Annotated in this window: 23 protein-coding genes and 3 pseudogenes; 9 read left to right on the top strand and 17 right to left on the bottom strand. The window is 58.8% G+C overall.

Features of this window, described 5'->3' with window-relative positions; translation table 11 throughout:
• From ACIQJ2_RS37535 to ACIQJ2_RS37505, 7 genes are all read right to left on the bottom strand, one after another.
• Positions 1–146 (bottom strand): ACT domain-containing protein (locus ACIQJ2_RS37535; RefSeq protein ID WP_400746755.1); only part of this gene is annotated, 146 nt, incomplete at its 3' end.
• 93 nt (positions 147–239) lie between these two features.
• Positions 240–1,547, bottom strand: a complete 1,308-nt coding sequence (glnT, locus tag ACIQJ2_RS37530) for a type III glutamate--ammonia ligase (RefSeq protein WP_400675984.1) — start codon at positions 1,545–1,547, stop codon at positions 240–242.
• 77 nt (positions 1,548–1,624) lie between these two features.
• A complete protein-coding gene (locus ACIQJ2_RS37525) occupies positions 1,625–2,953 on the bottom strand; it encodes an FMN-binding glutamate synthase family protein (protein ID WP_184711439.1) in 1,329 nt (442 codons plus the stop codon).
• 15 nt (positions 2,954–2,968) lie between these two features.
• On the bottom strand, positions 2,969–3,655 hold the full coding sequence (locus ACIQJ2_RS37520) for a GXGXG domain-containing protein (RefSeq protein ID WP_199149157.1): 687 nt from the start codon (positions 3,653–3,655) through the stop codon (positions 2,969–2,971).
• Between the two features lie 30 nt (positions 3,656–3,685).
• On the bottom strand, positions 3,686–4,594 hold the full coding sequence (locus ACIQJ2_RS37515; RefSeq protein ID WP_400675986.1) for a glutamine amidotransferase family protein: 909 nt from the start codon (positions 4,592–4,594) through the stop codon (positions 3,686–3,688).
• A gap of 93 nt (positions 4,595–4,687) precedes the next feature.
• On the bottom strand, positions 4,688–5,371 hold the full coding sequence (locus ACIQJ2_RS37510; protein ID WP_400675988.1) for a helix-turn-helix domain-containing protein: 684 nt from the start codon (positions 5,369–5,371) through the stop codon (positions 4,688–4,690).
• 76 nt (positions 5,372–5,447) lie between these two features.
• Positions 5,448–6,407: a GlxA family transcriptional regulator gene (locus ACIQJ2_RS37505; RefSeq protein ID WP_400675990.1), complete on the bottom strand. Its 960-nt coding sequence runs from the start codon at positions 6,405–6,407 to the stop codon at positions 5,448–5,450.
• Between the two features lie 88 nt (positions 6,408–6,495).
• On the opposite strand from ACIQJ2_RS37505, the gene ACIQJ2_RS37500 reads away from it, so the two are divergent.
• The 4 genes from ACIQJ2_RS37500 to ACIQJ2_RS37485 are packed head-to-tail and all read left to right on the top strand — an operon-like array spanning position 6,496 to position 11,499.
• Positions 6,496–7,746: a sarcosine oxidase subunit beta family protein gene (locus tag ACIQJ2_RS37500; protein ID WP_400675992.1), complete on the top strand. Its 1,251-nt coding sequence runs from the start codon at positions 6,496–6,498 to the stop codon at positions 7,744–7,746.
• Positions 7,747–7,758: 12 nt separating this feature from the next.
• Positions 7,759–8,037, top strand: a complete 279-nt coding sequence (locus tag ACIQJ2_RS37495) for a sarcosine oxidase subunit delta (RefSeq protein ID WP_199149162.1) — start codon at positions 7,759–7,761, stop codon at positions 8,035–8,037.
• Positions 8,034–10,964: a sarcosine oxidase subunit alpha family protein gene (locus tag ACIQJ2_RS37490; protein ID WP_400675994.1), complete on the top strand. Its 2,931-nt coding sequence runs from the start codon at positions 8,034–8,036 to the stop codon at positions 10,962–10,964. The genes ACIQJ2_RS37495 and ACIQJ2_RS37490 overlap by 4 nt, the downstream gene beginning before the upstream one ends.
• Positions 10,957–11,499, top strand: a complete 543-nt coding sequence (locus ACIQJ2_RS37485; RefSeq protein ID WP_400675995.1) for a sarcosine oxidase subunit gamma — start codon at positions 10,957–10,959, stop codon at positions 11,497–11,499. Before ACIQJ2_RS37490 ends, ACIQJ2_RS37485 begins: the two co-directional genes overlap by 8 nt.
• Positions 11,500–11,935: 436 nt before the next feature.
• On the opposite strand, the gene ACIQJ2_RS37480 is transcribed toward ACIQJ2_RS37485, so the two are convergent.
• Complete coding sequence (locus tag ACIQJ2_RS37480) at positions 11,936–13,387, bottom strand: alkaline phosphatase family protein (RefSeq protein ID WP_400675997.1); 1,452 nt, start codon at positions 13,385–13,387, stop codon at positions 11,936–11,938.
• Positions 13,388–13,679: 292 nt separating this feature from the next.
• Between ACIQJ2_RS37480 and ACIQJ2_RS37475 the strand changes: the two are divergent.
• Positions 13,680–13,796 (top strand): annotated as a pseudogene (locus ACIQJ2_RS37475) (IS5/IS1182 family transposase); the annotation flags it as partial.
• A 137-nt stretch (positions 13,797–13,933) separates the two neighbouring features.
• Here the strand turns inward: ACIQJ2_RS37475 and ACIQJ2_RS37470 are convergent.
• From ACIQJ2_RS37470 to ACIQJ2_RS37455, 4 genes and pseudogenes are all read right to left on the bottom strand, one after another.
• Positions 13,934–14,689 (bottom strand): glycerophosphodiester phosphodiesterase family protein, encoded by a 756-nt coding sequence (locus ACIQJ2_RS37470; protein ID WP_400675999.1) that lies wholly within the window; start codon positions 14,687–14,689, stop codon positions 13,934–13,936.
• 21 nt (positions 14,690–14,710) lie between these two features.
• A pseudogene (locus ACIQJ2_RS37465) lies at positions 14,711–14,863 on the bottom strand (ABC transporter permease); the annotation flags it as partial.
• Between the two features lie 386 nt (positions 14,864–15,249).
• Positions 15,250–15,492 (bottom strand): hypothetical protein, encoded by a 243-nt coding sequence (locus ACIQJ2_RS37460; RefSeq protein ID WP_199149167.1) that lies wholly within the window; start codon positions 15,490–15,492, stop codon positions 15,250–15,252.
• A 422-nt stretch (positions 15,493–15,914) separates the two neighbouring features.
• Positions 15,915–17,063, bottom strand: a complete 1,149-nt coding sequence (locus ACIQJ2_RS37455; RefSeq protein ID WP_400676001.1) for a nickel/cobalt efflux transporter — start codon at positions 17,061–17,063, stop codon at positions 15,915–15,917.
• Positions 17,064–17,218: 155 nt separating this feature from the next.
• Here ACIQJ2_RS37455 and ACIQJ2_RS37450 point away from each other — a divergent pair, with 155 nt between their 5' ends.
• From ACIQJ2_RS37450 to ACIQJ2_RS37440, 3 genes and pseudogenes are all read left to right on the top strand, one after another.
• The gene (locus tag ACIQJ2_RS37450) at positions 17,219–17,494 is read left to right on the top strand and encodes a metal/formaldehyde-sensitive transcriptional repressor (protein ID WP_112414745.1); all 276 of its coding nucleotides are present in this window, start codon (positions 17,219–17,221) and stop codon (positions 17,492–17,494) included.
• 6 nt (positions 17,495–17,500) lie between these two features.
• Positions 17,501–17,698, top strand: a complete 198-nt coding sequence (locus ACIQJ2_RS37445) for a DUF1289 domain-containing protein (protein WP_400676003.1) — start codon at positions 17,501–17,503, stop codon at positions 17,696–17,698.
• 498 nt (positions 17,699–18,196) lie between these two features.
• Positions 18,197–18,298 (top strand): annotated as a pseudogene (locus ACIQJ2_RS37440) (integrase); the annotation flags it as partial.
• A 58-nt stretch (positions 18,299–18,356) separates the two neighbouring features.
• Here the strand turns inward: ACIQJ2_RS37440 and ACIQJ2_RS37435 are convergent.
• Positions 18,357–20,279 (bottom strand): S9 family peptidase, encoded by a 1,923-nt coding sequence (locus ACIQJ2_RS37435; RefSeq protein ID WP_400676005.1) that lies wholly within the window; start codon positions 20,277–20,279, stop codon positions 18,357–18,359.
• Between the two features lie 450 nt (positions 20,280–20,729).
• Between ACIQJ2_RS37435 and ACIQJ2_RS37430 the strand changes: the two genes are divergently transcribed.
• Complete coding sequence (locus tag ACIQJ2_RS37430; protein ID WP_400676007.1) at positions 20,730–20,861, top strand: hypothetical protein; 132 nt, start codon at positions 20,730–20,732, stop codon at positions 20,859–20,861.
• On the opposite strand, the gene ACIQJ2_RS37425 is transcribed toward ACIQJ2_RS37430, so the two are convergent.
• The 4 genes from ACIQJ2_RS37425 to ACIQJ2_RS37410 all read right to left on the bottom strand — a co-directional run bounded on the left by ACIQJ2_RS37425 (position 20,852) and on the right by ACIQJ2_RS37410 (position 25,077).
• The gene (locus ACIQJ2_RS37425) at positions 20,852–21,877 is read right to left on the bottom strand and encodes an NAD-dependent epimerase/dehydratase family protein (protein WP_400676009.1); all 1,026 of its coding nucleotides are present in this window, start codon (positions 21,875–21,877) and stop codon (positions 20,852–20,854) included. The genes ACIQJ2_RS37430 and ACIQJ2_RS37425 overlap by 10 nt on opposite strands.
• Positions 21,878–21,902: 25 nt before the next feature.
• Positions 21,903–22,487, bottom strand: a complete 585-nt coding sequence (locus tag ACIQJ2_RS37420) for a TetR/AcrR family transcriptional regulator (protein WP_199149172.1) — start codon at positions 22,485–22,487, stop codon at positions 21,903–21,905.
• 590 nt (positions 22,488–23,077) lie between these two features.
• Positions 23,078–23,950 (bottom strand): alpha/beta hydrolase family protein, encoded by an 873-nt coding sequence (locus ACIQJ2_RS37415; protein ID WP_400676011.1) that lies wholly within the window; start codon positions 23,948–23,950, stop codon positions 23,078–23,080.
• Positions 23,951–24,669: 719 nt separating this feature from the next.
• Entirely contained in the window at positions 24,670–25,077 is a 408-nt protein-coding gene (locus tag ACIQJ2_RS37410) for a nuclear transport factor 2 family protein (protein WP_400676013.1), read from the bottom strand.
• Between the last annotated feature and the right edge of the window lie 661 nt (positions 25,078–25,738).

The following is a 25,738-nucleotide window of genomic DNA, read 5'->3' as shown; positions in this document are numbered from 1 at the left end:
ACGCGCATGAAGAACATGCCGGTGTCGAGATCGTCGAACTGGCTGGAATCGACGATGTTGCAACCCTGCTCGGCAAGATAGCCGGTGATCGCCGCCACGATCCCGCGCGTCGATTTGCAGGATACAGTCAGTACGTAGTTTTTCATGCTGATCTTCCTCACCGTCAACGGCCATAATTTCCCTCCTGTGCCGGGAGATCGCGTCCCGGCACAGCAGTCCATTCAGGCGTCTTTTTTCACTCAGATATCGAGCGTGCTGTCGCGCTCCCACTGCGTGAAGTGCGAGCAGTAGGCGTTCCATTCCTGATGCTTGAGCTTCAGATAGGCTTCGGAGAACTCCGAACCGATTGCCTGCTTCAGCCCCTCGTCCTCGTCATAGGCTCGCAGAGCATCGAGCAGATTGAGCGGCAGACGCGGCGCATTCTTTACCAGGTGTCCCTGCGCATACATATCGATGTCGTGGTGAGGTCCCGGATCGGCCCTGCTGCGCAGACCGTCAAGGCCTGCTGCAATGATGACCGCCTGTAAGAGGTAGGGATTGACCGCGCCATCGGGCAGGCGCAGCTCGAAGCGCCCGGGGCCGGGGACACGCACCATATGGGTGCGGTTGTTGCCGGTCCATGTCACGGTGTTCGGAGACCAGGTCGCCCCCGACGTCGTGCGCGGCGCATTGATGCGCTTGTAGGAGTTGACCGTCGGATTGGTAATCGCCGCGAGCGACGAGGCATGCTTCATGATGCCGCCGAGAAAATGCCTGCCCTCGGCCGACAGACCGAATTGGGCTTCCCGATCGGCAAAGACATTGATCCTGCCATCATTGTCCCATACGGAGATATGGCAATGGCAGCCATTGCCGGTCAGCCCCTTGAAGGGTTTCGGCATGAAGGTGGCGCGCAGGCCGTGCTTTTCGGCGATCGACTTGACCATGAACTTGAAGAAGGAATGCTTGTCGGCTGTCTTCAGCGCATCATCGAATTCCCAATTCATCTCGAACTGACCGTTGGCGTCCTCGTGGTCGTTCTGATAGGCCCCCCAACCGAGCTCCAGCATATAGTCGCAGATCTCGGAAATCACGTCGTAGCGCCGCATGACGGCCTGCTGGTCATAGCAGGGCTTTTCCGCCGTATCGTATTCGTCGGATATCTTGGCACCGTCGGCGGTGATCAGGAAGAATTCGGCTTCAACACCGGTCTTGACGCGCTTGCCCGCCGCTTCCGCCTCTTTCACGAGCTTTTTCAGCACGTTGCGCGGCGCTTGCGCAACCAGTTTGTCCTCCATCATGCAATCGGCCGCAACCCAGGCAACGTCCCTCTTCCATGGGAGCTGGATGACGGACGAGGCATCTGGCACGGCAAAAAGATCGGGATGGGCGGGTGTCATATCGAGCCAGGTGGCGAAGCCGGCAAAGCCGGCACCGTCTTCCTGCATACCGGCAATTGCTTGAGCCGGTACCAGCTTGGCGCGCTGGCCGGAAAAAAGATCCGTATAGCTGATCATGAAATATTTGATGCCCTTGTCTTTGGCAAAGGCAGCAAGATCCAGTGTCATTCTCGTTCCCCTTTGGATTTCTTAGAGACACTTCGATGATGCATGGTGCGGCCGGGCCTTTCGGCCCGGCCGGAATGTCAAAAGCCTCCCTTGCCCGGATACCAGTTGGTGCCGGCGAGCGGGATCTGCGCCATGGCGGCAGCTTCCATCGTCAACGCACAAAGATCCTCCGGTTCCAGGTTGTGCAGGTGATTCTTGCCACAAGCGCGCGCGATCGTCTGCGCTTCCAGCGTCATGACCTTCAGATAATTGGCAAGACGCCGGCCGGCTGCAATAGGGTCGAGACGGCTTGCAAGCTCCGGATCCTGCGTCGTGATGCCGGCCGGGTCCTTGCCCTCATGCCAGTCGTCATAAGCGCCGGCCGTCGTACCGAGCTTCTGGTACTCGTCTTCCCATTTCGGATCGTTGTCGCCGAGCGCAACCAGCGCCGCCGTGCCGATGGCAACCGCATCCGCGCCAAGCGCCAGCGCCTTTGCCACATCGGCGCCGGAGCGGATGCCGCCGGAGATGATCAACTGCACCTTGCGATGCATGCCGAGATCCTGCAGCGCCTGCACGGCAGGGCGGATACAGGCAAGCGTCGGCATGCCGACATTCTCGATGAAGACGTCCTGGGTCGCGGCCGTGCCGCCCTGCATCCCGTCAAGCACGACGACGTCGGCGCCGGCCTTGACGGCAAGCGCCGTGTCGTAATAGGGGCGCGCACCGCCGACCTTAACATAGATCGGCTTTTCCCAATCGGTGATCTCGCGCAGTTCCATGATCTTGATTTCAAGATCGTCCGGACCGGTCCAGTCAGGATGACGGCAAGCCGAACGCTGATCGATGCCCTTTGGAAGGTTGCGCATATTGGCGACACGATCGGAGATCTTCTGACCGAGCAGCATGCCGCCGCCGCCAGGCTTGGCCCCCTGCCCGACGACGACTTCGATCGCATCGGCTCGACGCAGGTCTTTCGGGTTCATGCCGTAACGCGAGGGGAGATACTGATAGACCAGTGTCTGCGAATGGCCACGCTCTTCGTCCGTCATGCCGCCATCGCCTGTCGTGGTCGATGTTCCTGCAATCGTCGCGCCGCGACCAAGTGCCTCCTTGGCGTTGCCGGAAAGCGCCCCGAAGCTCATGCCGGCAATGGTGATCGGGGTCTTGAGCGTGATGGGTTTCTTGGCAAAGCGACTCCCGAGTACGACGGTTGTGTCGCATTTCTCGCGGTAACCCTCGAGCGGATAGCGCGAGATCGAGGCACCGAGGAACAGAAGATCGTCGAAATGCGGCACCTTGCGCTTCGTTCCGGCACCGCGGATGTCGTAGATGCCGGTCGCCGCAGCGCGGCGGATTTCCGCCAGCGTGTGATCGTCGAAGGTCGCCGACTTGCGGGGCGGCGTATACGGATTGTGATAGCTCATGAGGTCCCCTTCGTCTCAATAGGCGTCGGCATTGTCGATGTTGAAATTATAGAGTCTGCGCGCCGATCCGTAGCGCTTGAACTCTTCCGGCCTGACGCCGCGCGCACCCGCCTTCTCAAGAAGCTCGGAGAGCTTTTCCAGATGCTCCGGGCGCATTTCCTTTTCGATACAATCGGCGCCGAGGCTTTTCACCGAGCCGCGCACAAACAGCTTGGCCTCATAAAGGCTGTCGCCCAGCGCATCGCCGGCATCGCCCAACACGACCAAATGGCCCGACTGCCCCATGAAGGCAGACATATGGCCGATATTGCCGTGGACGACGATGTCGATGCCCTTCATCGAAATACCGCAGCGCGACGCCGCATTACCCTTGATGACAAGCAGGCCGCCACGGCCGGTCGCGCCCGCATATTGGCTGGCATCACCTTCGATGACGACGCTGCCGGACATCATGTTTTCGGCAACGCCAGGACCGGCGGAACCATGCACCGTAACGTTGCCGCCGTCGTTCATGCCGGCGCAGTAATAGCCGACGGAGCCCTTGATATCGACGGTGACGGGTGCGTCGATACCGGCGGCCACAGCATGATGGCCGCGCGGATTGACGACTTCGAAGGCCAGATCATTGGCGCCTGCTGGAAGGCCATGAAGGGCGCTGTTGAGTTCGCGCAAAGGCGTGACGGATAGGTCGAAAACTGGCATGAAAAACTCTCTCGTTTCCAGCGCGCCTGATCAGGCAGCCTTTTCGTGATCCCAGAAATAAACGGTTGCCGGTTCCGGCTCCCAGATGCGGGCGTTCTCGATGCCCGGGAGATTGACAAGCGCACGATATTCCGAGCCGAAAGCCACATATTGATCGGTTTCAGCCATGACCGCCGGCTTGCAGGCGATGGGATCGCGAACGACACCGAAACCCGACTTGGTACCGACGACGAAGGTGAAGAAGCCGTCGAGATCATCGACCGCGCTTTCGAGCGCCGCGCCGAGATCCTTGCCCTTTGCCATTTCGGCCGTGAGGTAGGCGGCTGCGACCTCGGTGTCGTTTTCCGTCTCAAAGCTCATGCCGATGCGCTTGAGCTCGCGACGCAGGTTATTGTGGTTCGACAGCGAACCGTTATGCACCAGGCACTGATCCGAACCGGTGGAGAAGGGATGCGCACCAAGCGTGGTCACGGCCGATTCCGTCGCCATGCGCGTGTGCCCGATACCATGCGTGCCGGACATGCCGGTGACGCCAAAGCGCGAGACTACATCTTTTGGCAGGCCGACCTCCTTGTAGATCTCAACGGTATCGCCGCTGCTCATGACGCGGATATTCGGACGCAGTGCAGTCAGGGCTGCCCTGCCCTCGTCAAGCTTGCCCTTGGCAAGCGTAATGACTGCGTGCGTGCTCTTGACCGTCACGGCAACGGGAGCATCGAGCGCCCGTCTGAGCTCATATTCAAGCCCGTCGAAGTCCTTTGCCGGATCGGGCGACTGAACGGTTATCTTCGCCGTGTTGCCGCTATCATTGCCGTAGATCGCAATGCCTGCGCTATCAGGTCCGCGATCGGTCATCGTGACAAGCATAGAGGACAAAAGCGCGCCGAGTTTCGGCTCCAGCGCCTTATCCTTCAAGAAAAGACCGACAATTCCGCACATGCCCAAAGCCTCCATTTTCGCATCTGCAAAAATGGCTATCAGGTCCATGGCGCATTTTCAACTCAAAAGAATAATATTTTCTTTTAAGGCAAGTTATCCAGGCTTGCCCCGCTGCGGATAGCTGATGATCGACAGGTATTTTGCCGGCAGCTTCACCAACACCTCCGGACCATGCGGCGCGTCGGCATCGAAGAAGAGACTGTCGCCGGGCTGCATGGGATAAAGCTCGTCGCCATGGCGGTACATGACCTCGCCCTCCAGCATATAGAGGAACTCCATGCCCTCGTGCTGGAACGTCGGAAAGACATCGGAATCGGCCGTCAACGTGATGAGATAGGGCTCGACGATAACGCCGCTCGAATTGTTGTCGATATGGCCGAGCAGATTATATTGATGGCCGGCGCGCGTGCCGCGCCGTTCTAGCTCGACACCCTGCCCCGCTTTGACGAAAACGGCGTTGTGCGGCTCCTCGTAGCGTCGGAAGAAGGACGTAAGCGGCACCCCTAGCGCTCGGGAAAGTGATTGCAGCGTCGTCAGGGACGGCGAGATATTGCCGTTTTCGATCTTCGACAACATGCCGAGCGAGATACCGGTCGCAGCAGCCAGATCCGTGACGGTGATACCGAGCTTCTTGCGATAGGCGCGCACTTCGTGGCCGATCGCCATCTCGAGATTGTTCTCTTTGGGCTCGCGCACCGCATGCGGGTCTTGCAAAAAAGCTGGGCGTCCACCGTGGGTTGGGTCATCGATCGACAATTTATCTGCCTTGGGTTTCATTCTATATCCTTTTTTCGGCAGGGCTGCTGGGAAGGACTCTATCCTCCCAGTGAAATTTTCTCAATTGCGACGAATATCACGCCTGACGAGTGTCGCCGGGTGCAATCCCATAAAGAGAGCGAAAGGCGCGAGCAAAATGCGCCCCGCTGGAAAAGCCGGTAGCAATGGCGATTTCGGAGATCGAAAGCGGGCTCTGTTCCAGAAGCCGCCGGGCAGTCTGCAGCCTTATCCGCCGATATTGATCGAGAAACGTTGAACCGAGATGTCTGGCAAACAACCGGTCGAGATGTCGCGGTGTGACCCCGGCAATCCGGGCCATGGCCGTGCGATCGAGCGGCATCTCGATCGTCTCCTCCATTTTTTCAAGGACGCTCAGCAGGCCTGGATGGTGGACACCATAACGCTCGGCGAGCGAACCGCGTTGCGGCGCGGCGGGCTCGCCGACCTCGGTGTGCAGATACCAGTCGCTGACGCGGCGGGCAAAATCGGCGCCCATGCGCTCGGATATCAGCACATGCATCATGTCGAGGGGCGCAATGCCGCCGCCGCAGGTGATGCGGTTTCCGTCAACGACGAAGCGTGCCTGGCGCGGTGACAGGGCGGGAAATGCCTCCAGAAGAGCCGGCGCATGTTCCCAATGAATCGTAAAATCACGCTCGGCCATCAGGCCGGCCGCTGCAAGCAGATAAGGGCCGCCGGAAATGCCGCCGATGCGCACGCCCTCCCGAGCAAGTTGGCGAAGACAGGCGAGAACCGAAGGGTAATCCCAGTCGCGCGGCGATCCGCCGGCGCAGACGAAGACGGTGCCGAGACCCGATCCGCGACCTGGAAGAGGTTCAGCCGGCACCGGCACGCCCCCCGACGAGACCGCCGGGGTGCCGCCCGGTGAAAAGATCGAAATCCGATAGATTTCGCGCCCAGCCAGCAGGTTGGCCGCACGCAGCGGCTCGCTTGCGGAGGCAAAGGACATCAATGCGAATCCCGGGATCAGGATGAAGCCAATCGCCTGGGTATTTTTCGTATCGATCGAGGCCATGTCCCTTTTCTATCGAAATAGGTCCCAATTGGGCAAGTCGGCATTTTTCACTCTGTCATCATGAGGGGAATTCAAAGCGGATCGAACCATGCGCTATTCGGCTTTCTCAGTTTTCCTCAATGGCCTTCGCGGCAATGCCGGCTGGGCGCCTGCCTGGCGCCAGCCAGAGCCGAAACCACAGTATGATGTGATCATCGTCGGGGGTGGCGGCCACGGTTTGGCGACAGCCTACTATCTCTCCAAGACCTTCGGCGTTACCAATGTCGCCGTTTTGGAAAAGGGTTATCTCGGCTCGGGCAATATCGGCCGCAACACGACGATCATCCGTTCCAACTACCTGTTGCCTGGCAACAATCCCTTCTACGAACTCTCGATGAAGCTCTGGGAAGGCCTGGAGCAGGATTTCAACTTCAACGCCATGGTCTCGCAACGCGGCGTGATCAATCTCTTCCATTCGGATGCCCAGCGCGACGCCTATACGCGCCGTGGCAATGCGATGCGCCTGCACGGCGTCGACGCCGAGCTACTGGACCGCGATGCCGTTCGCAAGAAATTGCCCTTCCTCGATTTCGACAATGCCCGCTTCCCGATCATGGGCGGACTGCTGCAGGCGCGTGGCGGGACGGTTCGCCACGATGCCGTTGCCTGGGGCTATGCCCGCGGCGCCGACAGTCGCGGCGTCGATATCATCACCGGCTGCGAGGTAACAGGCATTCGAACGGAAAGCGGCCGCGTCACGGGCGTCGAAACCACGAAAGGCTTCATCGGATGCGGCAAGCTCGCGCTTGCGGCTGCCGGCAATTCCACCGTCGTCGCCGATATGGCCGGCCTGCGCCTGCCGATCGAAAGTCATGTACTTCAGGCTTTCGTCTCCGAGGGGCTGAAACCCTTCATCGATTGCGTGGTCACCTTCGGCGCCGGGCATTTCTATGTCTCGCAGTCCGACAAGGGCGGTCTCGTCTTCGGCGGTGATATCGACGGCTATAATTCCTATGCTCAGCGCGGCAACCTTGCGACCGTCGAGCATGTCGCCGAAGCGGGCGTGGCGATGATCCCGGCGCTGACCCGGATCCGCTACCTGCGGAGCTGGGGCGGTATCATGGACATGAGCATGGATGGCTCTCCGATCATCGACCGCACCCATATCGACAATCTCTATCTTAACGCCGGCTGGTGCTACGGCGGCTTCAAGGCCACCCCGGCGTCGGGCTATTGCTATGCTCATCTCATCGCCCGCAACGAGCCACATGAAACGGCACGGCAGTTGCGCCTCGACCGCTTCCAGCGTGGTTATCAGATTGATGAAAAGGGCGTCGGCGCCCAACCGAACCTGCATTGAGGACATGACGACATGGCAAGCCTGATTTCCTGCCCTCATTGCGGTCCCCGCCCCAAGGAAGAGTTCACCATCAAGGGCGATGCGAGCCTTGGCCGTCCGGCCGCGGACGCAGGTTCGCAAGACTGGTACAATTACGTCTATCTGCGCGACAATCCGAAAGGCCTACACAAGGAATATTGGCATCATTCCTCCGGCTGCCGCCGCTGGCTGATCGTCGAGCGTGACACCGTCACCCACAAGATCCATGGCGTCAGCGATGCGGCGCTTGCCAAGCTTGGAGCGAGCGTATGAGCAGCCAGCGGCTTTCCTCGGGCGGCCGGATCGACCGTTCAAAGACCATTGCCTTCAGCTTCGACGGCAGGAACTATACCGGTCACCCCGGCGACACGCTTGCCTCCGCCTTGCTTGCCAACAACATCCGGCTGGTCGGCCGCAGTTTTAAATATCATCGCCCACGTGGCATATTGACGGCGGGAGCAGCCGAGCCCAATGCGCTTGTGACGACCGGGACAGGTGGACGCACCGAGGCGAATAGCCGCGCCACGATGATCGAGCTCCATGACGGGCTGATCGCCCGCAGCCAGAACCGCTGGCCCTCGCTCGCATTCGACGTCGGCGCCATCAACGGACTGCTCTCGCCCTTCCTGAGCGCCGGCTTCTACTACAAGACCTTCATGTGGCCTGCTGCCTTCTGGGAGAAAGTCTACGAACCGCTGATCCGCAAGGCTGCTGGTCTCGGCAAGGCATCCTATGAAGCCGATTCCGATACCTATGAGAAATGCTGGGTGCATTGCGATCTGCTCGTCATCGGTGCCGGACCCGCAGGCCTTGCCGCGGCCTTGACGGCCGGGCGCGCGGGCGCGCGCGTTCTGCTCGCTGACGAAGGCTTCGAGCTCGGCGGCAGCTTGCTTGCAGAGCGCGGTTCGTCCCTTGAGGAGATGCTGGAGGAACTTGCCGGTCTGCCGAACGTGCAATGTCTGCCACGCACCACTGTCATCGGCTGGTACGACGACAATGTCTTCGGCGCGGTTGAACGCGTCCAGAAGCATGTTGCAACGCCCGATCCGCGCCGGCCGGTCGAGCGGCTTTGGCGCATTATCGCCAAGCAAGCAATCCTTGCCACGGGCGCTGAGGAACGACCGCTCGTCTTCGGCGGCAACGACATTCCAGGCGTCATGATGGCTGGCGCGATGCGCAGCTATCTGAACCGGCAGGCCGTCGCTCCTGGCAAGCGCACCGTGGTCTTCAGCACCAACAGTTCCGGCTATCGGACGGCTTCCGACCTCGAGGCCGCCGGCCTTGAAGTGGCAGCCATCGTCGACACACGCGCCAGCGGCGACGCCTGGAACGGCAACGCGCCGGTCCTGCGCGGCGCATGCATCATCGATGCGCTTGGGACGAAACAGCTGCGTGGAGTGAGCATTGCGAGCGGCGCAGGCACACAGGATATCAATGCCGATGCTCTCGCGATGTCCGGTGGCTGGAGCCCGATCATCCACCTTGCCTGCCATCGCGGCGCCAAGCCAATCTGGTCTGAAAAACACGGAGCCTTCCTCGCGCCGGAACGGCAGGATGGCTTGTTGATCGCCGGCTCAGCGGCCGGCCTTGCCTCCACAGATTGCTGTCTCGGCGACGGAGCGATCAAAGCTGCCGAAGCTTTGGAGGCAATCGGCTTTGGCGAGGTTGCTCCCGCCTTTGCTTTGGCAGAGGAAGCATCGCCCGCAGCCGCAGCGCTCTGGCATGTCAAAGGCGGCAAGGGCAAGGCCTTCGTCGATTACCAGAACGACGTCCACCTGAAGGATCTTGGTCTTGCCGTGCGCGAGGGCTACGGTGACGTCGAGCTTGCCAAGCGCTATACGACAAATGGCATGGCGACCGATCAGGGAAAGCTTTCCAATGTCAACGCCATCGGCATCCTTGCCGAGGCTCGTGGCATCTCGCCAGCCGAGGTGGGTACGACGACGTTCCGGCCCTTCTATACGCCCGTCTCCTTCGGCGCGTTGACAGGTACTTCGCGGGCTAAGCATTTTCAGCCGGCGCGCAAATCCCCTTTGCATGAATGGGCAAAGAAGAACGGCGCGGTCTTTGTCGAGACCGGCCTGTGGTACCGCTCCTCCTGGTTTCCGCGCAGTGGTGAAAAGACCTGGCGCGAAAGTGTCGATCGCGAAGTGCTCAACATCCGCGCGAATGCCGGCATTTGCGATGTCTCGACGCTCGGCAAGATCGAGATCTTCGGCAATGATGCGGCGGCCTTCCTCGACCGCGTCTATTGCAATGGTTTCGCCAAACTGCCCGTCGGCAAGGCTCGCTACGGCATCATGTTGCGCGAAGATGGCATGATCTATGACGATGGCACCACCAGCCGCCTGGGCGAGGACCATTTCTTCATGACCACGACGACGGCGCTCGCAGCCGGGGTGCTGACGCATCTGGAATTCTGCGCTCAGACGCTGTGGCCCGAGCTTGAGGTCTATTTTGCCTCATCGACCGATCAATGGGCACAGATGGCGGTGGCCGGCCCGAAATCCCGGGCCATCCTTGCCGAGATCGTTGATGAAGACATTTCGGACGGTGCTTTCCCGTTCATGAGCGCACGCGCAGTCTCCTTGTTCGGTGGCAAGCTGAAGGGCCGGCTCTTCCGCATCTCCTTTTCCGGTGAGCTCGCCTACGAGCTTGGCGTGCCCGCGGCCTATGGAGAATTCGTCGCCGACGCGATCCTGCAGGCGGGTCAAAGCTACGGGATCTGCGCCTATGGCGCCGAAGCGCTCGGCGTCCTTCGTATCGAAAAGGGCCATGTCACCCATGCGGAGATCAACGGGACCGTGACGCCGGGCGACCTCGGTTTTGCTCGCATGGTTTCAACCACGAAGCCCGATTTCATCGGCAAGGCGATGCTCGCACGCGAGGGCCTGCAGGCAGCCGACCGTCCTCGCCTTGTCGGGGTAAAGCCGACAGACCCTGCAGCCAGCTTCCGCACCGGCGCTCATATTCTGGCGGAGAATGCGGCCGCGACGCTCGAAAACGGCCAGGGCTACGTCACATCAAGTGCCTTTTCACCGAGCCTTGGCCACACAATCGGATTGGCTTTGATCAAGAACGGCCCGGAGCGCGTCGGCGAGAAGGTCACTGTCTGGAACGGCCTTAGAAACGAATATACGGATGCGGTGATCTGCAGCCCCGTCTTCATCGACCCTCAAAACGAGAAGCTTCATGCCTGATTTGCCAGCACTGAAGCCGGTTCTTGCCGGCAAGCCCGTTTTGCAAGGCGACACCCTCCGGCTGGCAGCCCTGCCGGAGGGCCACCTTCTGCACGTAATGGGCGCGACCACGAGCGAGGAGATTGCGAACCATCTCCTCGCGGTGAACCTCAAGGAAAGCACCGTGCGCCCGGCCGGATACCGGCAATGGTTTGTTGCCGGTGACGACCAGCTTTCCGAGGCCCAGAGGCAGGCGCTTGCCGATGCGCTCTCCGGCGGCGCTTTCATCTCTGACCAGAGCCATGGCCGCATCCGTATCCACGTTTCCGGATCCCACGCGGCCGCGCTCCTCAACAAGGGTACCGCCGTCGACCTGCATCCGGTCAACTTTCCTGAAGGAAGCAGTGCCATGACCCTCTTCGGTCACATTTCGATCCAGCTCACGCGGACTGCCGGGGAGGGTTTCGAGTTGACCGTGCTGCGGAGCTTTGCGCAATCGCTTTATGAGGAACTTGAGGTGCTCGCGCTATCTTTGGGCGCATCGAAAGGTCAGTAATACGGGATGGAATGGGGGCTGAAAGACCTTACTGCCTGCCCCACCAACAGGTCTTCCACGCTTCATCCTCCACGGAGCGTTGCGCGGTTCGATTCGCATCGTTGACGTTGCGGAATCACGGACTTTGGCTTTTATTTCGTTTGCGATCCAATGATCGCATAGGCGTTCCATATCCGCGGACCCGTGAGGTTTTTTCTGGACGACGCAGCAAGGTTCTCGCGGGAGACAAGACGGGTTTCGGAAGCGTTTCGGCCTGTTCAATTTTCCCAATGGGGCTGTTGAAAGGGTTCGAACCGGCAACCCTTCTCATTCGACTGTTCTCAGACGAGATAACGCATTGATCGTTCTAGGCAAGCTTTTCATCGACTACGAAGAACCGCATCCCTGAACGCCAAGGCCTGACAGGCATGCCCACGCGCCCTCCGCCGTGACAAGTTCATACGGTTCGGAACAGCGCGCCGAGGCGAGACTTGATGTATGTAATAGAGGACGCCACATCTTTGGCAACACCGTTGGGAACTCCATCGAGCCCACGCGATAAGTCTTGCATTTGCTGACCAATGAAGCTGCTCGCGTCAAGCGCTGCTCCTGTTACGCCATTCTGCATATTTGCGGCAAACTCAAGCAGCGCGCTCTGCATTCCGTTTGGCGGTGCGATCCGCGCTCGAGCGACGTCGGCAGGCGACGCGCTGTAGGGTGTGGCATCGAGCCGGTCAGGTCCCAGGTTATCTGGGCTCGCAAGGGTCAGGGCAATCGACACGTCTGGTGCGATCGCATCGCGCCTCGTCAAAGGTGGTCCCAGAGTCGGAAACCGTTTGCGCAACGTCGCAATGATGGATGTGTGATCAAAAGGCGTATCGTTCAGCGGTCGCAGCACAGTGCCCTCGGGAACGTAGGGCGAAACGATGACAGCCGGCACACGCACACCATATCGACTAAAATCGAATGCGGCTCCACGTCGTTTCGGCTCCGGCGGTTGTGCTGGCGGCGGCGGAACGTGGTCATAACATCCACCATGTTCGTCATAGGTAATAATCAGAAGTGTTCGGGTCCACGCAGGACCGTTGCGAACCGCGTTATAAACATCGGCGTTCAGCTGTTCGCCAAGCGTTGCCACATGAGGCGGATGCTGATCGTTCGGCAAGGATACGTCGGCGAAATAGCGTGGCTCGATGAACGAATAGGCAGGCAGATCTCCAGTTTTCGCGTCAGTCAGGAATTCGTCAAAAAGTCGAAAACGACCTAGCGAAAGTGCAAGCTTCTCAAGCGTGATCGCTTGCGGCACGTCATGGAAGTAGATTTTCCAACCACCAGGCAATTGCGCATTGTCGATGCGGTTGTAGATCGTCGGCATCTGATATGGGAAGTGAACAGGCGAATTGTTCTCATAGCCATTGGCCGTAGCAGTGTGCACGAAAAAGCGGTTCGGCCAGGTCTGGCACGGAGCAGAAGCAAACCAGCGATCACACACGGCGAACTGACGCGCCAGTTTACTGATCACGGGAACCTGCTCTGGCGTGAAATAATGCATCACGCTTGCGGGGTCATACGCTCCCGACGAGTGGGTCGCCTGCGCCTGATAATTCTTCACAAAGCCGCTCATATCCGGCTTTGCCCCGGACCGCGGTAAGCTCGTGCCAAACAGCTGCATGTTGATGTCAATCCAACTCTCCCCCGGATCGGGATTGGGTATGGACATCGTCGCGTCGCTGGAGCCGGCTATATTGTGTACAGCATATGCAACACCGGCCGCGTCAAGATTGGCTTCCGACCCACCCAGACCATCAAAACCCGAGGATTGGGGATAGAGTTTTCCGAGCATGCTGTCGAAAGATCGGTTTTCCAGCATGAGAACAATGATATGGTCTATCTGATCGAGTGCGCTCATTGTGTGGCCTTTGAACGATGATGTCACGGCTATCTCAAAAATTTCAGCACGCGCCGGTTTCTTGCCGGTCCCACGATAGTCATCAATTCAAGCATAACATCAAACCAAGACGGCACGCCGATGAATTGACATCTTGCGGTATACGGCAGAGCTTCTCAGAGCGTGGATGACGTCGATCAAACTGGCCGAATTTCACACAAAATGAGGAAGACCCCAATTAACTGCCAAGCGACGAGACAAACCGCAAGGGCGCTTCGCATTCCCGCGCGGGGTTTAGCGGCTACGCAACCACGTGGAAAGATTCTTCAATAAGATCAAACAGTTTCGTGGCATGGCAACCCGATATGACAAGCGCCCTGAAAACGACCTCGCTGCAGCAAAGCTCGTCGCCAGGAAAATCTGGTGTTAGAGTTTATGAGTCGACGCTCTCGAACACAGTATTGACGGCTACGCGAGTATGCGACATGCGTCGGCGGAGTTGCCGTTGAGACGTTAGAGGCTCAGAGGCAACGGGTAGCCGTTCTCATTATTCGGAGGCGCTTGTCTCTACTCCCGGGCCAAGGCTCTGATTTCACTGCGAAGGCTCAAAGCAAGGTCGGGCTGATCCGAAGTCAGGTGGCCGATACCACGCTCCAACCACGAGCGGATCAACGCTTCATCGTTCAACGTCCAGACGCAGAGACGCTCAGCTGGGACGACTTGGCTGATCTGGAACCATTCCTTTTGCAGGAGCTCATGATGAATTGCGACAATCTCCACCTGCCTGGTTGCATCGATGAGAAACGCGCCTAGTCCCCCTTCTCGTTCGATCGACGCGGCGTTTGCGGAAACGAGGCGGCGAATGTGGGGAGCAACACGACGGCATTCCTCTATTACCGCCAGATCGAAGGAGGTCAAATGGCATCGATCGGCTATTCCGAACCGCTCAATTTCTGCGACGACCTTCTCCACGATACCTGGATATGGTCGGCCTGCCGCATCGGATTTGATTTCGATGTGCAAACACCTGCGGGCTGCGCCTTCGAAGACTGCGAGCACATCTGAGAGCGTTGGCAAGACCTCGAGGATGCCTTGCAAATGGGTTTCCAGTCTCATGTCCATGGTAAGGTCGCGCACCGGGCCAATCCTATCGGTGGTGCGATCGAGGGATGTGTCATGGATGACGACGAGCTCGCCCGCATCTGTCAGATGAACATCGAATTCGATGCCATCCACCTCAAGATCAAGAACGTTACGAAATCCCGTCAGGGAGTTTTCAGGCCAGATATTGCGCGCGCCGCGATGGCCGATGATTTTTGTCATGTTGTTCTCCAATGCCGAAGGTCAGCGTAATGTCGGGTCGAGCTTGTCTCGCAGCCAGTCGCCAACCAGCGAGATCGAAAGGGTCGTCACCATGATGATGAAGGCCGGTGCGAGCATGATCCAGGGTGCCCGTGTCAGGTACTCGCGTCCGAAGCCAACCACTCCGATAAGAGACACGCGACTGGAGATAGGAGATACTGAATGGCGGACAATTATTCTTTCCGCCACTTGACGTTCGCGATACTGAGTGATGCGTTGAAATCGAAACGTCCGCAGACGGAGGTGATGAGACGTCGAAGCTCAGTGGGATCAAAACGCGCATTCGAGAACTTCGGCCAATCTGGAAGACTCTCATGATCCTGAAAAGCTAAAGATGCTATCGTTTCGATGGATAGAAATCCGCGCGATTGGGCCAACGGACATTCAGGATCCGCGAAAAGCCGCCTGCCAACAGAACCGTTAGCTAAGGAAGCACGGTTTCATTCGGCCGCACCGATGACCGAAGAAGAATAGATCACTCCTTCGGTCGAGGTTCGAGGTCGGTGCGCCATCCGCACCCACTATTGCGCCGGCTTTACGCCCTGTTGCTCCTGTTGCTGCTTCAGCTTTCTGTCGGCCACCTGTTTCTTGTGCAGTTCGTGTCCGGCAACACACCCGCCGATGGCGCCAAGCACGGCATGATGTCCAGCATAGTGGCCAGCGACAGCCCCAGCCGCGCCGCCGCTGATACACCCTACAGCCTGGGCTTCAGAGCTTGCGCCTACGATTGCAAATAGTGCTGCAGCAATGATGATCTTCTTCATGGGGGCTCCATATAGGATGGTTGTCGGGTGCAGCAATTTATACCCCGCGCAACTGAACCTCGACTGAACGATCAATCCTGACCGGATCATTCAAAAGACGGATATCCTCACAAATCGCCGAGGTTTGCCATCCAACAGCGTCGCGGTCTCGTGTCGCGTTGAATCGGCTCGGCATTGCGACGCTCACAACCTTTCAAAAGCGCTGGTTCTATCGCATTTGGTCCCAGATCGTCGGCGAGCCGATGTCACGCTGCGCAACGCGCTGTTCAAGAGCAGGCCGACGATTAACGCCTTCCCGAAATCGCGGGGTGCATGACCATGATCGTGGCCGTGGCTATTGTGATCGTCCACTTTCATGGCCTGCCCGCATTCCCTAGTGAACATGAAACCGGCCGACGAAGGTTGGTCGAACGGATTGAGGGTCAAGCTGCGGGCATGATCACTGCTGCGGCTTCGGGCGTCGGCCCCTTCTCCAGGCCGGCCCAGCCCGAATAGCCCATATAGAGCGCAATCACGAGCATCAGCACACCTGAGGCGTAAGGCGCCCGCTTGGCGAACGTATCGAAGCCGGACCAACGTTTTTGGACGTGACGCACGCTGATCGAGGCTGCCACACCCGCCGCGACCATCGTCACGGCCAGGCCGATGCTAAAGCACACCACCAGCACTACGCCGAGGGACAATTGCTTGAGCTGCAGGCACAGAAGCAGCACGGTAATCGCTGCAGGACATGGAATCAGACCGCCGGTCAGGCCGAACATGATGATCTGGCCCGTCGTGACGCTCTGGTTTTTGAAGCGTCGGGCGATGTCGTTGGCATGGGCGCGGGCGTGCGCATCCATATACTCACCGTCTTCACCGACCGAGAGGCCGTGATGGTGATGGCCATCTTCGCTATAGGCCACATCGTAGTCGTGGGTATGATCTCCATGCCCCAAGCTGACGCGCGCGTTGAAATCGTGCGGCTCCGGGATCTCTTCCACGCTTTCGAGGTAACCGCCCTTGTCGAGGAAGGTGAAGGCTTGCTTAGCCCCGCTGGCGCGCTCCGTCACGATCGCAACATCCTTCACATGCCAGCCATGACCTGTTTCAAAGCGGATCCTGAAGCGCGGCGGGACACCGTCCTCAAAGACTTCCAACGACATGATGCCGTGGCCAGTGTCGATCTTGCGCGTCTCATCACCATGATTGTGGTCATGGTCATGACTGTAGCCAGCCTCAACATGCGTTTCGCGCCAGGTGCGCCAGATCATCCATAAGGCGATGCCGATGACAATCACGGCAGAGGCGATCTGGAAGTATGGCTCGGTGGTTTCCGCATTCATGCCGCGGCCAAGATACTGACCGCCAAGGGCCACCACCCAAACAACCGCTGTATGGGACATCGCGGCCGAGACACCAAGGAGTACAGCCTGCATGATCGTGCCGCGCACGGCAATGATGAACGCTGCCATCATCGTCTTGGAATGACCGGGCTCGAGCCCGTGAAGGGCGCCGAGGAAGATGGCCGTGGGAATGAACAGCCAAGCGTGGGCCGTACCCTGCTGAAGGAGTTCGGGAAGGGACGTCATGGTGGGGGCTTTCTGATGTCAACTGATGTAGAATAGCATAGGGGGGTATATTATTTGTTGTCAATCCCACCAAAACGTGTTTTGTGATAGGAGACGATTGAGACTGGGGCCTTGGAGGTTTATCGGTCGGGATCGCCAATTTCAGGAGCAACCACATGACTCACACCGTCCGCGAAAAAGCGAAACTCATTAACCGCGTGCGTCGACTGCGCGGTCAGGTCGAGGGCCTGGAGCGGATGCTCGAAGAGGAAAAGAGCCACACCGACGTCATGCAACTCATCGCCGGCATCCGTGGCGCCATGAACGGCCTGATGAACGAAGTGATAGAGGATCACATCCGCTTTCACCTACAGGCCGCCGACCTCCCGCAAAGTGAGCGCGACGAGGGAGCGGCCGAGCTGATCGACATCGTGCGCGCCTATCTGAAATAGGCGCCCATGGCCAAGGATTCTCCCTGCACAGATGTCTGTCAGTACGACCCACTCAGTAAGTGGTGTGTCGGGTGCGGGCGGACGCTCGAAGAAATCCGCGCGTGGCGGAAGATGTCGCCATATCATCGCACCGCTCTATCCAGGGAGTTGCCGCGTCGTCTTCATCGTCTTCAAAAAGCTGATGCCAAGGCAGCAGCACCCTAATCCGATGCAATACCAGCTAGAGAATGTCTGATTTCGCCCCTCCAGCGGACGTCGCCGTCAAGTTGGATCCTCACAAGTCTGGCGCCAATATTGAAACGAAGCAGAGCCCAAATCCCGATCGTTGGAGACGTGGCAGCGACGCCAGTCGGCGCACAGCGAATGGGACGGCTGGATGCTCATACTCAATAGCTTTTCCTTGGGACGTTGCGGCAGCCGGTTTGCTAGCCACTAAAGCAGGTGCTGAACGAAGCAGTCTGGTGCCGGTAGCATATGGCAAATGCGCAAGCGGCCCAACTGTCATGAAACTCGTACAGTTCGTCGAATTAAAGCGGCCCATTCAGCGCCGATCGTAACGCAGCTTCGGGCAACCAAATCAGACTGATATTCACCGCAACAAGGTTAAATCCCCCCAACACTCGTTTTGGCTCATGTTATCGAGAAGCAAAAGCTTGCAATCCGGCGATCGAAGACAAACGACAGGCTCTAAGCAGTCGGCAGCCGAACGCCGTGCAACAGTCCCTCCGCAAGTCCGTGGCGCCGGCAGCAAGCCACCACAATAATTCCGAACGGAGGAACGGGCGCGCCGCGCGCCTCATCATATGGCAAACTTGCGGCTCGCCCTTATCAAGTCAACGCTGCTTCGGGTCGTTATTCCGACTTATGGCTCGTCGAAGATCTCTGCGCCGGCGCGGATTTCGTGGGTTGATTCGTCGAGATCGGTGCCGAAGGGTTCGCAATTGCCACCGAGATGCTTGGCGAAGAAAGCTTCTGCCATGGCGATATAGGCGATCCGGTTGCCCGGCTTTGCGAAACCGTGCCCTTCGTCCGGATAAACGACATAGGTCACAGGAATCCCTTTGGCCTGCATGGCTGAGACAATCGTATCGCTTTCAGCGACTTTGCAACGCACATCATTCTCGCCATGGAAGATCAGCATCGGCTTCTTAATGCAGTCGACCTTGTGGATCGGCGAACGCTCGGCCAAGAGCGCGCGCCCCTCCTCAGTTCTCGGGTCGCCATAGCTGCGATACATGAAATCGGCAAAGCCGGACCAATAGGGCGGCATCGATTCCAACAATGTTTGCAGGTTGGTGATGCCGACAACAGGCACGCTGCAGCAAAAGACATCCGGGGTGAATGTCGCGCCAACGAACGAAGCATAGCCGCCATATGATCCGCCAAATATCGCAATCTTCGACTTATCCGCTATGCCCTCGCGGATGGCCCAGTCAACCATGTCGATAAGGTCGTCGTGCATCTTGGCGGCATGCTGCTTTTCGCCAGCCGCAATGAACGACTTCCCAAAGCCCATTGAACCGCGATAGTTCACAGACAAGACGGCATAACCGCGGTCGGCGAGCCACTGGTGGTCACCACGATAGCCGTAAAGATCCCGGGACCATGGCCCGCCATGCACAACCAGGACCATCGGCAGGGGAACATCCGGTCGTTCATTTGCGACGCTGGCGGGAAGCGTCAGGTAGGAGAGCAGATCAAGGCCGTCGTGTGATTTCGCTTCGACAGGACGCATCGGCGCGAGCCGATGGGCATCGAGCGCCGGGCGTGCTCGAAACAATTCGGTCATGTTTGCCTTGTCGCGATCGTAAAGGAAGGTAGTCAAAGCCTGTTCGGCCCTATGGGCATCGACGATCCAGGTCCGGTTGTCGTCGGACTGACCAACGATGTTAAATTCAAACCCAGGCAAGCTACTTTGTATGGTCTCAAAGTCGGTCCGAACTTGTGGCGCGACATAAAGCCAGTCCTGGCGCGCTCCAGCGATGCTGGCTGCCTCTAGATCGAAGGTTGTGGGATGAACGAGAACGTTTCGGACGTCGAAGCGCGGATGCTCGACCACGACGGTCTCCTCCCCGCTCTGCCAATCGAGCCAAGCAAAGACGGCTGTCTCGCGATCAATGCACGTTTGCATGAGCAAACGCCTGTTGTCGCTATCAAACAAAATCGGCCATGTGAGCAAATTGTCGACGTAGTCGAGATCCTTCCAATGGATAACCTCATCGCCGTCGATTCGCCACAGCTTCGCTCCGCCACCCGGAGACGACGATCGAGCGTGCCGCGGGCGAAGTTGCCAATCGAGGCCGATGCCTCCGAATTCCTGCGTGTTGAGCCAAAGCAGTTCGCGTTTCCCCGTTGCGGCATCAACGATATAGAGATCGTGCCAGCGCGGATCACGATCGTTAAGCCCTATGACGATCTTTCCTGGAACCTGCCTCGACCACATTCGAAGCTCTGCATTCACACCTGCGATGGGCGTCAGGTCCCGTAGCTCTTTCGTCTGGGGATCAACGATGAAAACATGATCGTTTTCATCGCCGGTCTCATCATTGACGAACATCACGAAGCGGCCGTCGGCCGTCCATTCCTGCCAGCCGATCGGCCTGCCTTTCGTGCGCGTCAAGGGTTCACCGGCGTGGGGCTGGTCAGTCGGAGCGATCCAGATGTTGAGCACGCCCTCAAACGGCGCGATCCAGGTCAGCCATTGCCCATCGGGCGAAAGCCTTCCGCCAAATGCATCTGCGTTACCGAATAGCAGTTTCCGTGGAATAAGAATTCGGGTGGTCAAGGGCCGCTCCTTGGTTTGGTTCAAAAGACTTAAACCCTGCGACGACCATATCAGGCTTCGCAACGAGTGCGAGTAACGATCTCGTTCTCGGCGACGTCGTGATGTAAAAGATAGCTAGACATTCCCGGGATAGCTGTTGATCGCCGTCAACGCGACGAACGATAGACAATTGGTGCGAAGATAAACTTCTACATCCCCTGCCGACGGTAAGCGGGAGTTTTGGTCATCCAAAACACCCTGTTTTACGCGATTTCCACCCAGGGAGCCGACAGCCGTGCATTTGTTAGTTCCGATGGATGTCCTCGTTGCCAGAAGCGCCCTTCCCGCGGCGTCAAAAAATAGTAGCCCTCCTGCGTCCGCAAAGCCCAGCGGATTGGCCTTATCCGCGGCCGACGCACGCTGCGTCAGGCGACCGATCGGCGCGACCCCTCTGACAGCACGAAGGAGGTGTTGCAATCGCAGATCGCTGGGCTGGAAGAGCGCAAGGCCGCACCGGAGGCGACCCTTTCTATTCTGCATGGCAAGTTGAACTGCATCAACGCGGGCAAGCCTGACGACGCACGCCGCGACTATCAGTGCTGAGCGGCGCGCAGTTCGGCCAGCCCTTCTTCCCGTGAGATCACCGGTTCGTATCCGAGTTCCCGCCGCGCCTTGCCGATATCGAAGGACACTTCCACCGCGGAGGTGGCATAGATCTGCCGTGTCAGCGGCGGAACGATCTTGCCCCTGGATATCTTCGCCAGAACGTCGCCAATGGTCGCCACGGTGCGGACAACGGCGCGCGGCACCACCTTTTCAGGAACGGCAAGTCCTTGCGTTTCCACCAGTGCCGAAACAAAGTTGCGGAACGGCACGGGCGCACCATCTGAGATGAAATAGACTTGGCCACCGTGACCACGGCCAAGCGCCAGCTCGACGGCCCTACAAAGATTGGCGATGTGGGTGGTCGACGTCAGATAGGTGCCGCCGCTGATCCAGGCGAACCTGCCGGATTTTACCGCCTGCGTGAGCGCGGGCAGTGCGGTCGTATCATCGCGACCCCAGACGAAACGCGGACGCAGCACGACAATGGAAAAGTCCGGCCCATTCGCGGCAAGCGCAAGGCGTTCGGCCGCCGCTTTCGTGCGGGAATATCCACCCGCCGGCTTTTGGGGCATGGGCATCGTTTCATCCACATTGACGAGCGGCTTGCCGGTGGCAAGCACGGATTCCGTGCTCAAATGAATGACCTTGCAAATGCCGGCTGCACGGGCCGCATCGAGAACCGCACGGGTGCCGTCTTCATTCACGCGCCGCTGCTTTTCGGTGGCGGGTCCGTGATCGGTATCGGCGGCTGCGTGGATCAGCGCATCGCAGCCGGCCATGCGAGCGGATAAAGCGCGATCGAAAAGCTCACCGCGAACTGGCGTCGCACCGAGCGAACGCACCAGCTCTGCGGCGCTTTCGCTGCGCACCAGTGCGACGATTTCTACCCCGTGCGCCACAAAGTGTCGGATCAGGTTGCGACCAACATAGCCGCTTGCGCCTGTCAAAAAGATCCGTTGAAACGGGACAAGTTTATCCGTGGCCGCAGCCTGTGCGGCAATGCCGTCAGTCATGTCATTCGCCTCTATCCTAGGAGGGTCAGCCGGTGGCGATATCGGGAAGATTGCTCTCACCCGGTTGCGCGGTCACAAGCCAGTTGATCTCGCGAAGAAGCCTGTCGCGCTCTGCACGTGGGAAATGATGGAAATCGAGATGTTCGAGGAACTTCAGCCCCTCCAAGGCCAGATAAGCGAGAAGTGCACCGCGCGGTGATGGCGATGTAGCCTCAATGCGGGAGATCGTGCGGGCCTGGTTACTCTGCATCTTGGCGCGCAGCCCGGCATCCAGCACAAGCGCGGCGCTGAGGTTCAGCGCAACCGCCTTGAACTCTTCCGGCGGCGGGACAGCGGCGGCAAGAATACGTCCACGGATGGCCTTGTCCTCGATACCGGCAATCTGCTCCTCGAGCCCGGCATGATGGGCATTGTCCCGTTCAAACGCACGGTCCACCACTGCTTCAACCAAAGCCTGCTTGGACTTGTGATCGTAAAGCACGCTCGCCTTGTTGATGCCCGCCTCCTTGGCGACGGCATCAACAGTCAGGTTCGCCGCGCCATCCCGACCGACAACCCGTTCGGCCGCATCGAGAACTTTCTGCTGATCGATAACCCGCTTTCTGCCCATGACATCATCCGTTTTATTTCCAACCAGATGGTTATAAATAATTGGCGTAACCCGTGTCAAGACGCTGGCGGTCTTCCTCTCGGCGAATTCCAGCTAACCGAGAAAATTCCGGTAAACCTAGGAATCAAGAAGCATCACCGTCACAGTGATATTGGTTCCGCTCCATCGGGCCTATCGACATGATAAAATTGGAAAAATCGCGCCGCCAGAGCCACGCAACGCCAGAGCCTAAACGCCCCCTCTCCCTCGCCGATCCGCGCCGAGGAGTTCAGTGCGCCCGACGCCATCCTCCCTTTGCCCGTCGCCATGAGCTTGCCGTCCGAGGTACGGACGAGGACGTCGCCGCCACGAGGCATCTGGCCAAGACGAGCATGGGGCCAACACGTTTTGGGCGCTTGTCTCCGATTTCGGCTATCTGAGGCCTGATGCGGGCTGGCATCATTGCCGCCGAACGAGCGTCGCGGTGAACTCGCCGTGCCCAGTCCCGAAGTCCGTCTGGGGAGACGAGCGCCGCCAGACATGGCATCGGCATACGGGCGGTAGGCCGAGGCAGGTTAGCCTTACCCAGGTCGTCGTGGAGATCCTGTCGATCAGCGCAAATTTGCGTCGAAGAAACGGACCAGTTCCGCGTTCATTCGCCGGTGGAAGTCAGCGCGATCGAAACCGGGAGCATCGATGCAAATATCTGGTACAGATTTGAGCAGACGAGCACTGCAGGGAGGAAGAAAGGCATAATGCCCTGCATGCGCTTCGACGCGATAGTCGGGCGCCCGCGGCAAGGCATCGCGGACGTGCTCCTCATACCACGGGCTGGGCTGATGTCGGTCATCGGCCGCCTGCCACAACAGTACCGGAATACGAACAGACGCCAATCCGGAGCGGTCGAAAGCAAAGCCGAATGCCGGGGCCGCCGCCGCGATCGTCTTGACCCGACGGTCCGGTTTCCAGGCGTCGGAGGGTGCGTGCAGCACCGATACCGAGTGCACGCCAGCTTGGGCCAATGCGGCGCAAAGGTCGTGCGTCGGGTTCGATGCACAATAGGGATCAACTCTCATCAAATCCGGCACTCCGCCCGCCTCGACCAGGACCGTAAAGCCGCCGTTCGAGAACCCGTAAGCGCCGATGCGCTGGGCATCGATGGCGGCATGCCCACGCCAACTCGAAAGCATGTAGTCGATCAAGCGACTCAGCTGCGCGGGACGCCGCCACAACAGCATGACCTTACTCTGATCGTCGTAGGTGTCTCCCGCATGACTGATCGCAGCAACCACGAAACCGGCGCGCGCAAGCGCCAGAGCAGTGTCGTAATGGCTGGCATAAGACCCACCGCCGCCATGGGATAAAACGACAAGCGGCATTTGGCGATTTACCACCGGTCCATTGAGTGCGACGCGCTGGGTGAAGCTTCCCAGAGCCACATCGCGCGGTTCACCGGTGGTTGGATACCATATCCCGGCCGTCAACGGCGGCTCGCTTCCATTTGGAACACGCATTTCATCGAACCCAACCGAGGCTTCCGGCGCGGCAAGCGCCGCGGCTTGATTAGCCGACGTAATGTCTCCTGATACATCATCGACGGATGCCGCCAGCGCAGCTGCTGGACCAGCCATAATGAGTGCAGCAAGGGCGACTATTACGATCTTCCTCATGGGGTGGCTCTCTTGTTGACCGATATGAGAGGATTGTCGTTGTTGGAACTATTCCGACAGCGGCTCGACCTGAAAGTCGAGGCGTAAAGAAATCGAAAGCTTCGTCGAAGATTGCACACGAACATGCCAACTATGGTGCAAGCGGAAGCTTAGCCATTTTAAGATATGCCGCAACAGGCTGCCAGGTCCAATTTTGCCGTCGACCAAAGACCCGTGTGCGAAGGCACCGCAAGCCCGTTTTCCTCTCGAGGAAGGCCAGATCCTCTGGCCGGCAATCAAGATGGGTTGTTCGACGCTTGTCAACGCTGCGCTCCGGCCCGCAGTTGTCTCGCGTCGGCACATTACCGCCAACAAGGACGATTGCGGTGATTTCGGAAGAAATCGCCGCGCCTGAGTGGCCGAATGCCAAATCCGCAAACAGTGCCCTCCCCACCGATACGATGCTAGTCTGCACCGAAGAGCTCGATACACTCGACGCCATCCTGCCCCAGAGCCGAGACATCGGTAACCCGCCAATTGGGTACGCGCAGAGCTTACGTTTGTATGCTGGTGGCTTGTGACCACACGACCACCCATTGCCCATTGCGCTTCTCGTAGGCGTCGGTGTGCCAGTAATCGCTGAGGGGAAGCTTGTGCCCGCCGAACACCGCTTCGAGTTGAGCGCGATAGCGGATCACTGCGGCCCCGTCATACAGCCGCACGGCGATGTCGGCTGGCTGCCATGTCAAATATTTGAGATAGCCGGAGGCGACTGCGCCCAAATACTCCTCCTTTGATAACGTCGCGCCGATTGGCGTTATCAATTGGAAGTCTGTGGCATGAAAGCGTTGCGCCTGATCCATATCAGCGTTGATCAGGGCGCGAAGCCTTGCGCGCTCCGTTTCCCTGAGAAGATCGGCCTCGTCGGTAGGCGAACGCTCGCGGGCGGGTGGTGTTGTCATGGGTTCTCTCCGTTGTAAGATAGGGTCAATCTCGCGGGCCTGTATTCCCGGTCGTAACCCATCCAAGATCGATGAGGCTTTGCGTGCTGGCTCGAACGCACTCCTCCTCCGGGCGTGAGCTCCAGTTCAATATGCGTCTCGCCTTTGCTGAACTGACGCTCAGATCGCGATTGAGTTCGTGAACAATCGTTCGCGCGTCTGGGTTTGATGCTGCCATGCTCCTTACGATCTCGTCAGGCACTTCGCTGGTTGGCAGTCGTGAAGCGTATTTCGGGAAGGAATCTCGTAACGTGGCCACCAAATCGCCGAGCCAAAAGAAGCGACCGCCCACTATGAACCGTTGGCCGCTGGCGGCGGGAATTGTCATTGCGCGAATGTGGGCGTCCGCGGCGTCGCGCGCATCCACCACGGAAAAGCCAAAGCGTGGAATACCCTCAAATCGCCCCGTCATCAGATGATGGATCAAACCAACCGATGTCCCGAAGCTCGAGCCAAGCAATGGGCCGAGAATTACGCTTGGATTGATAACAGCAAGATCAAGGCCGGCGTCCCGCGCAAACGCCCATTGCGTAGCGGCAAATTAGGTGAGATTCAGCGTCAATCAGGATGAGACTCGCGCCGGGGTGTGACGGAGTGAGGGCGTAGCCCGATCGTAGTCATA

It is taken from the genome of Rhizobium sp. NPDC092011, assembly GCF_044756305.1.
Lineage (GTDB): Bacteria > Pseudomonadota > Alphaproteobacteria > Rhizobiales > Rhizobiaceae > Rhizobium.
This window is presented reverse-complemented; position numbering and strand designations above follow the sequence as displayed.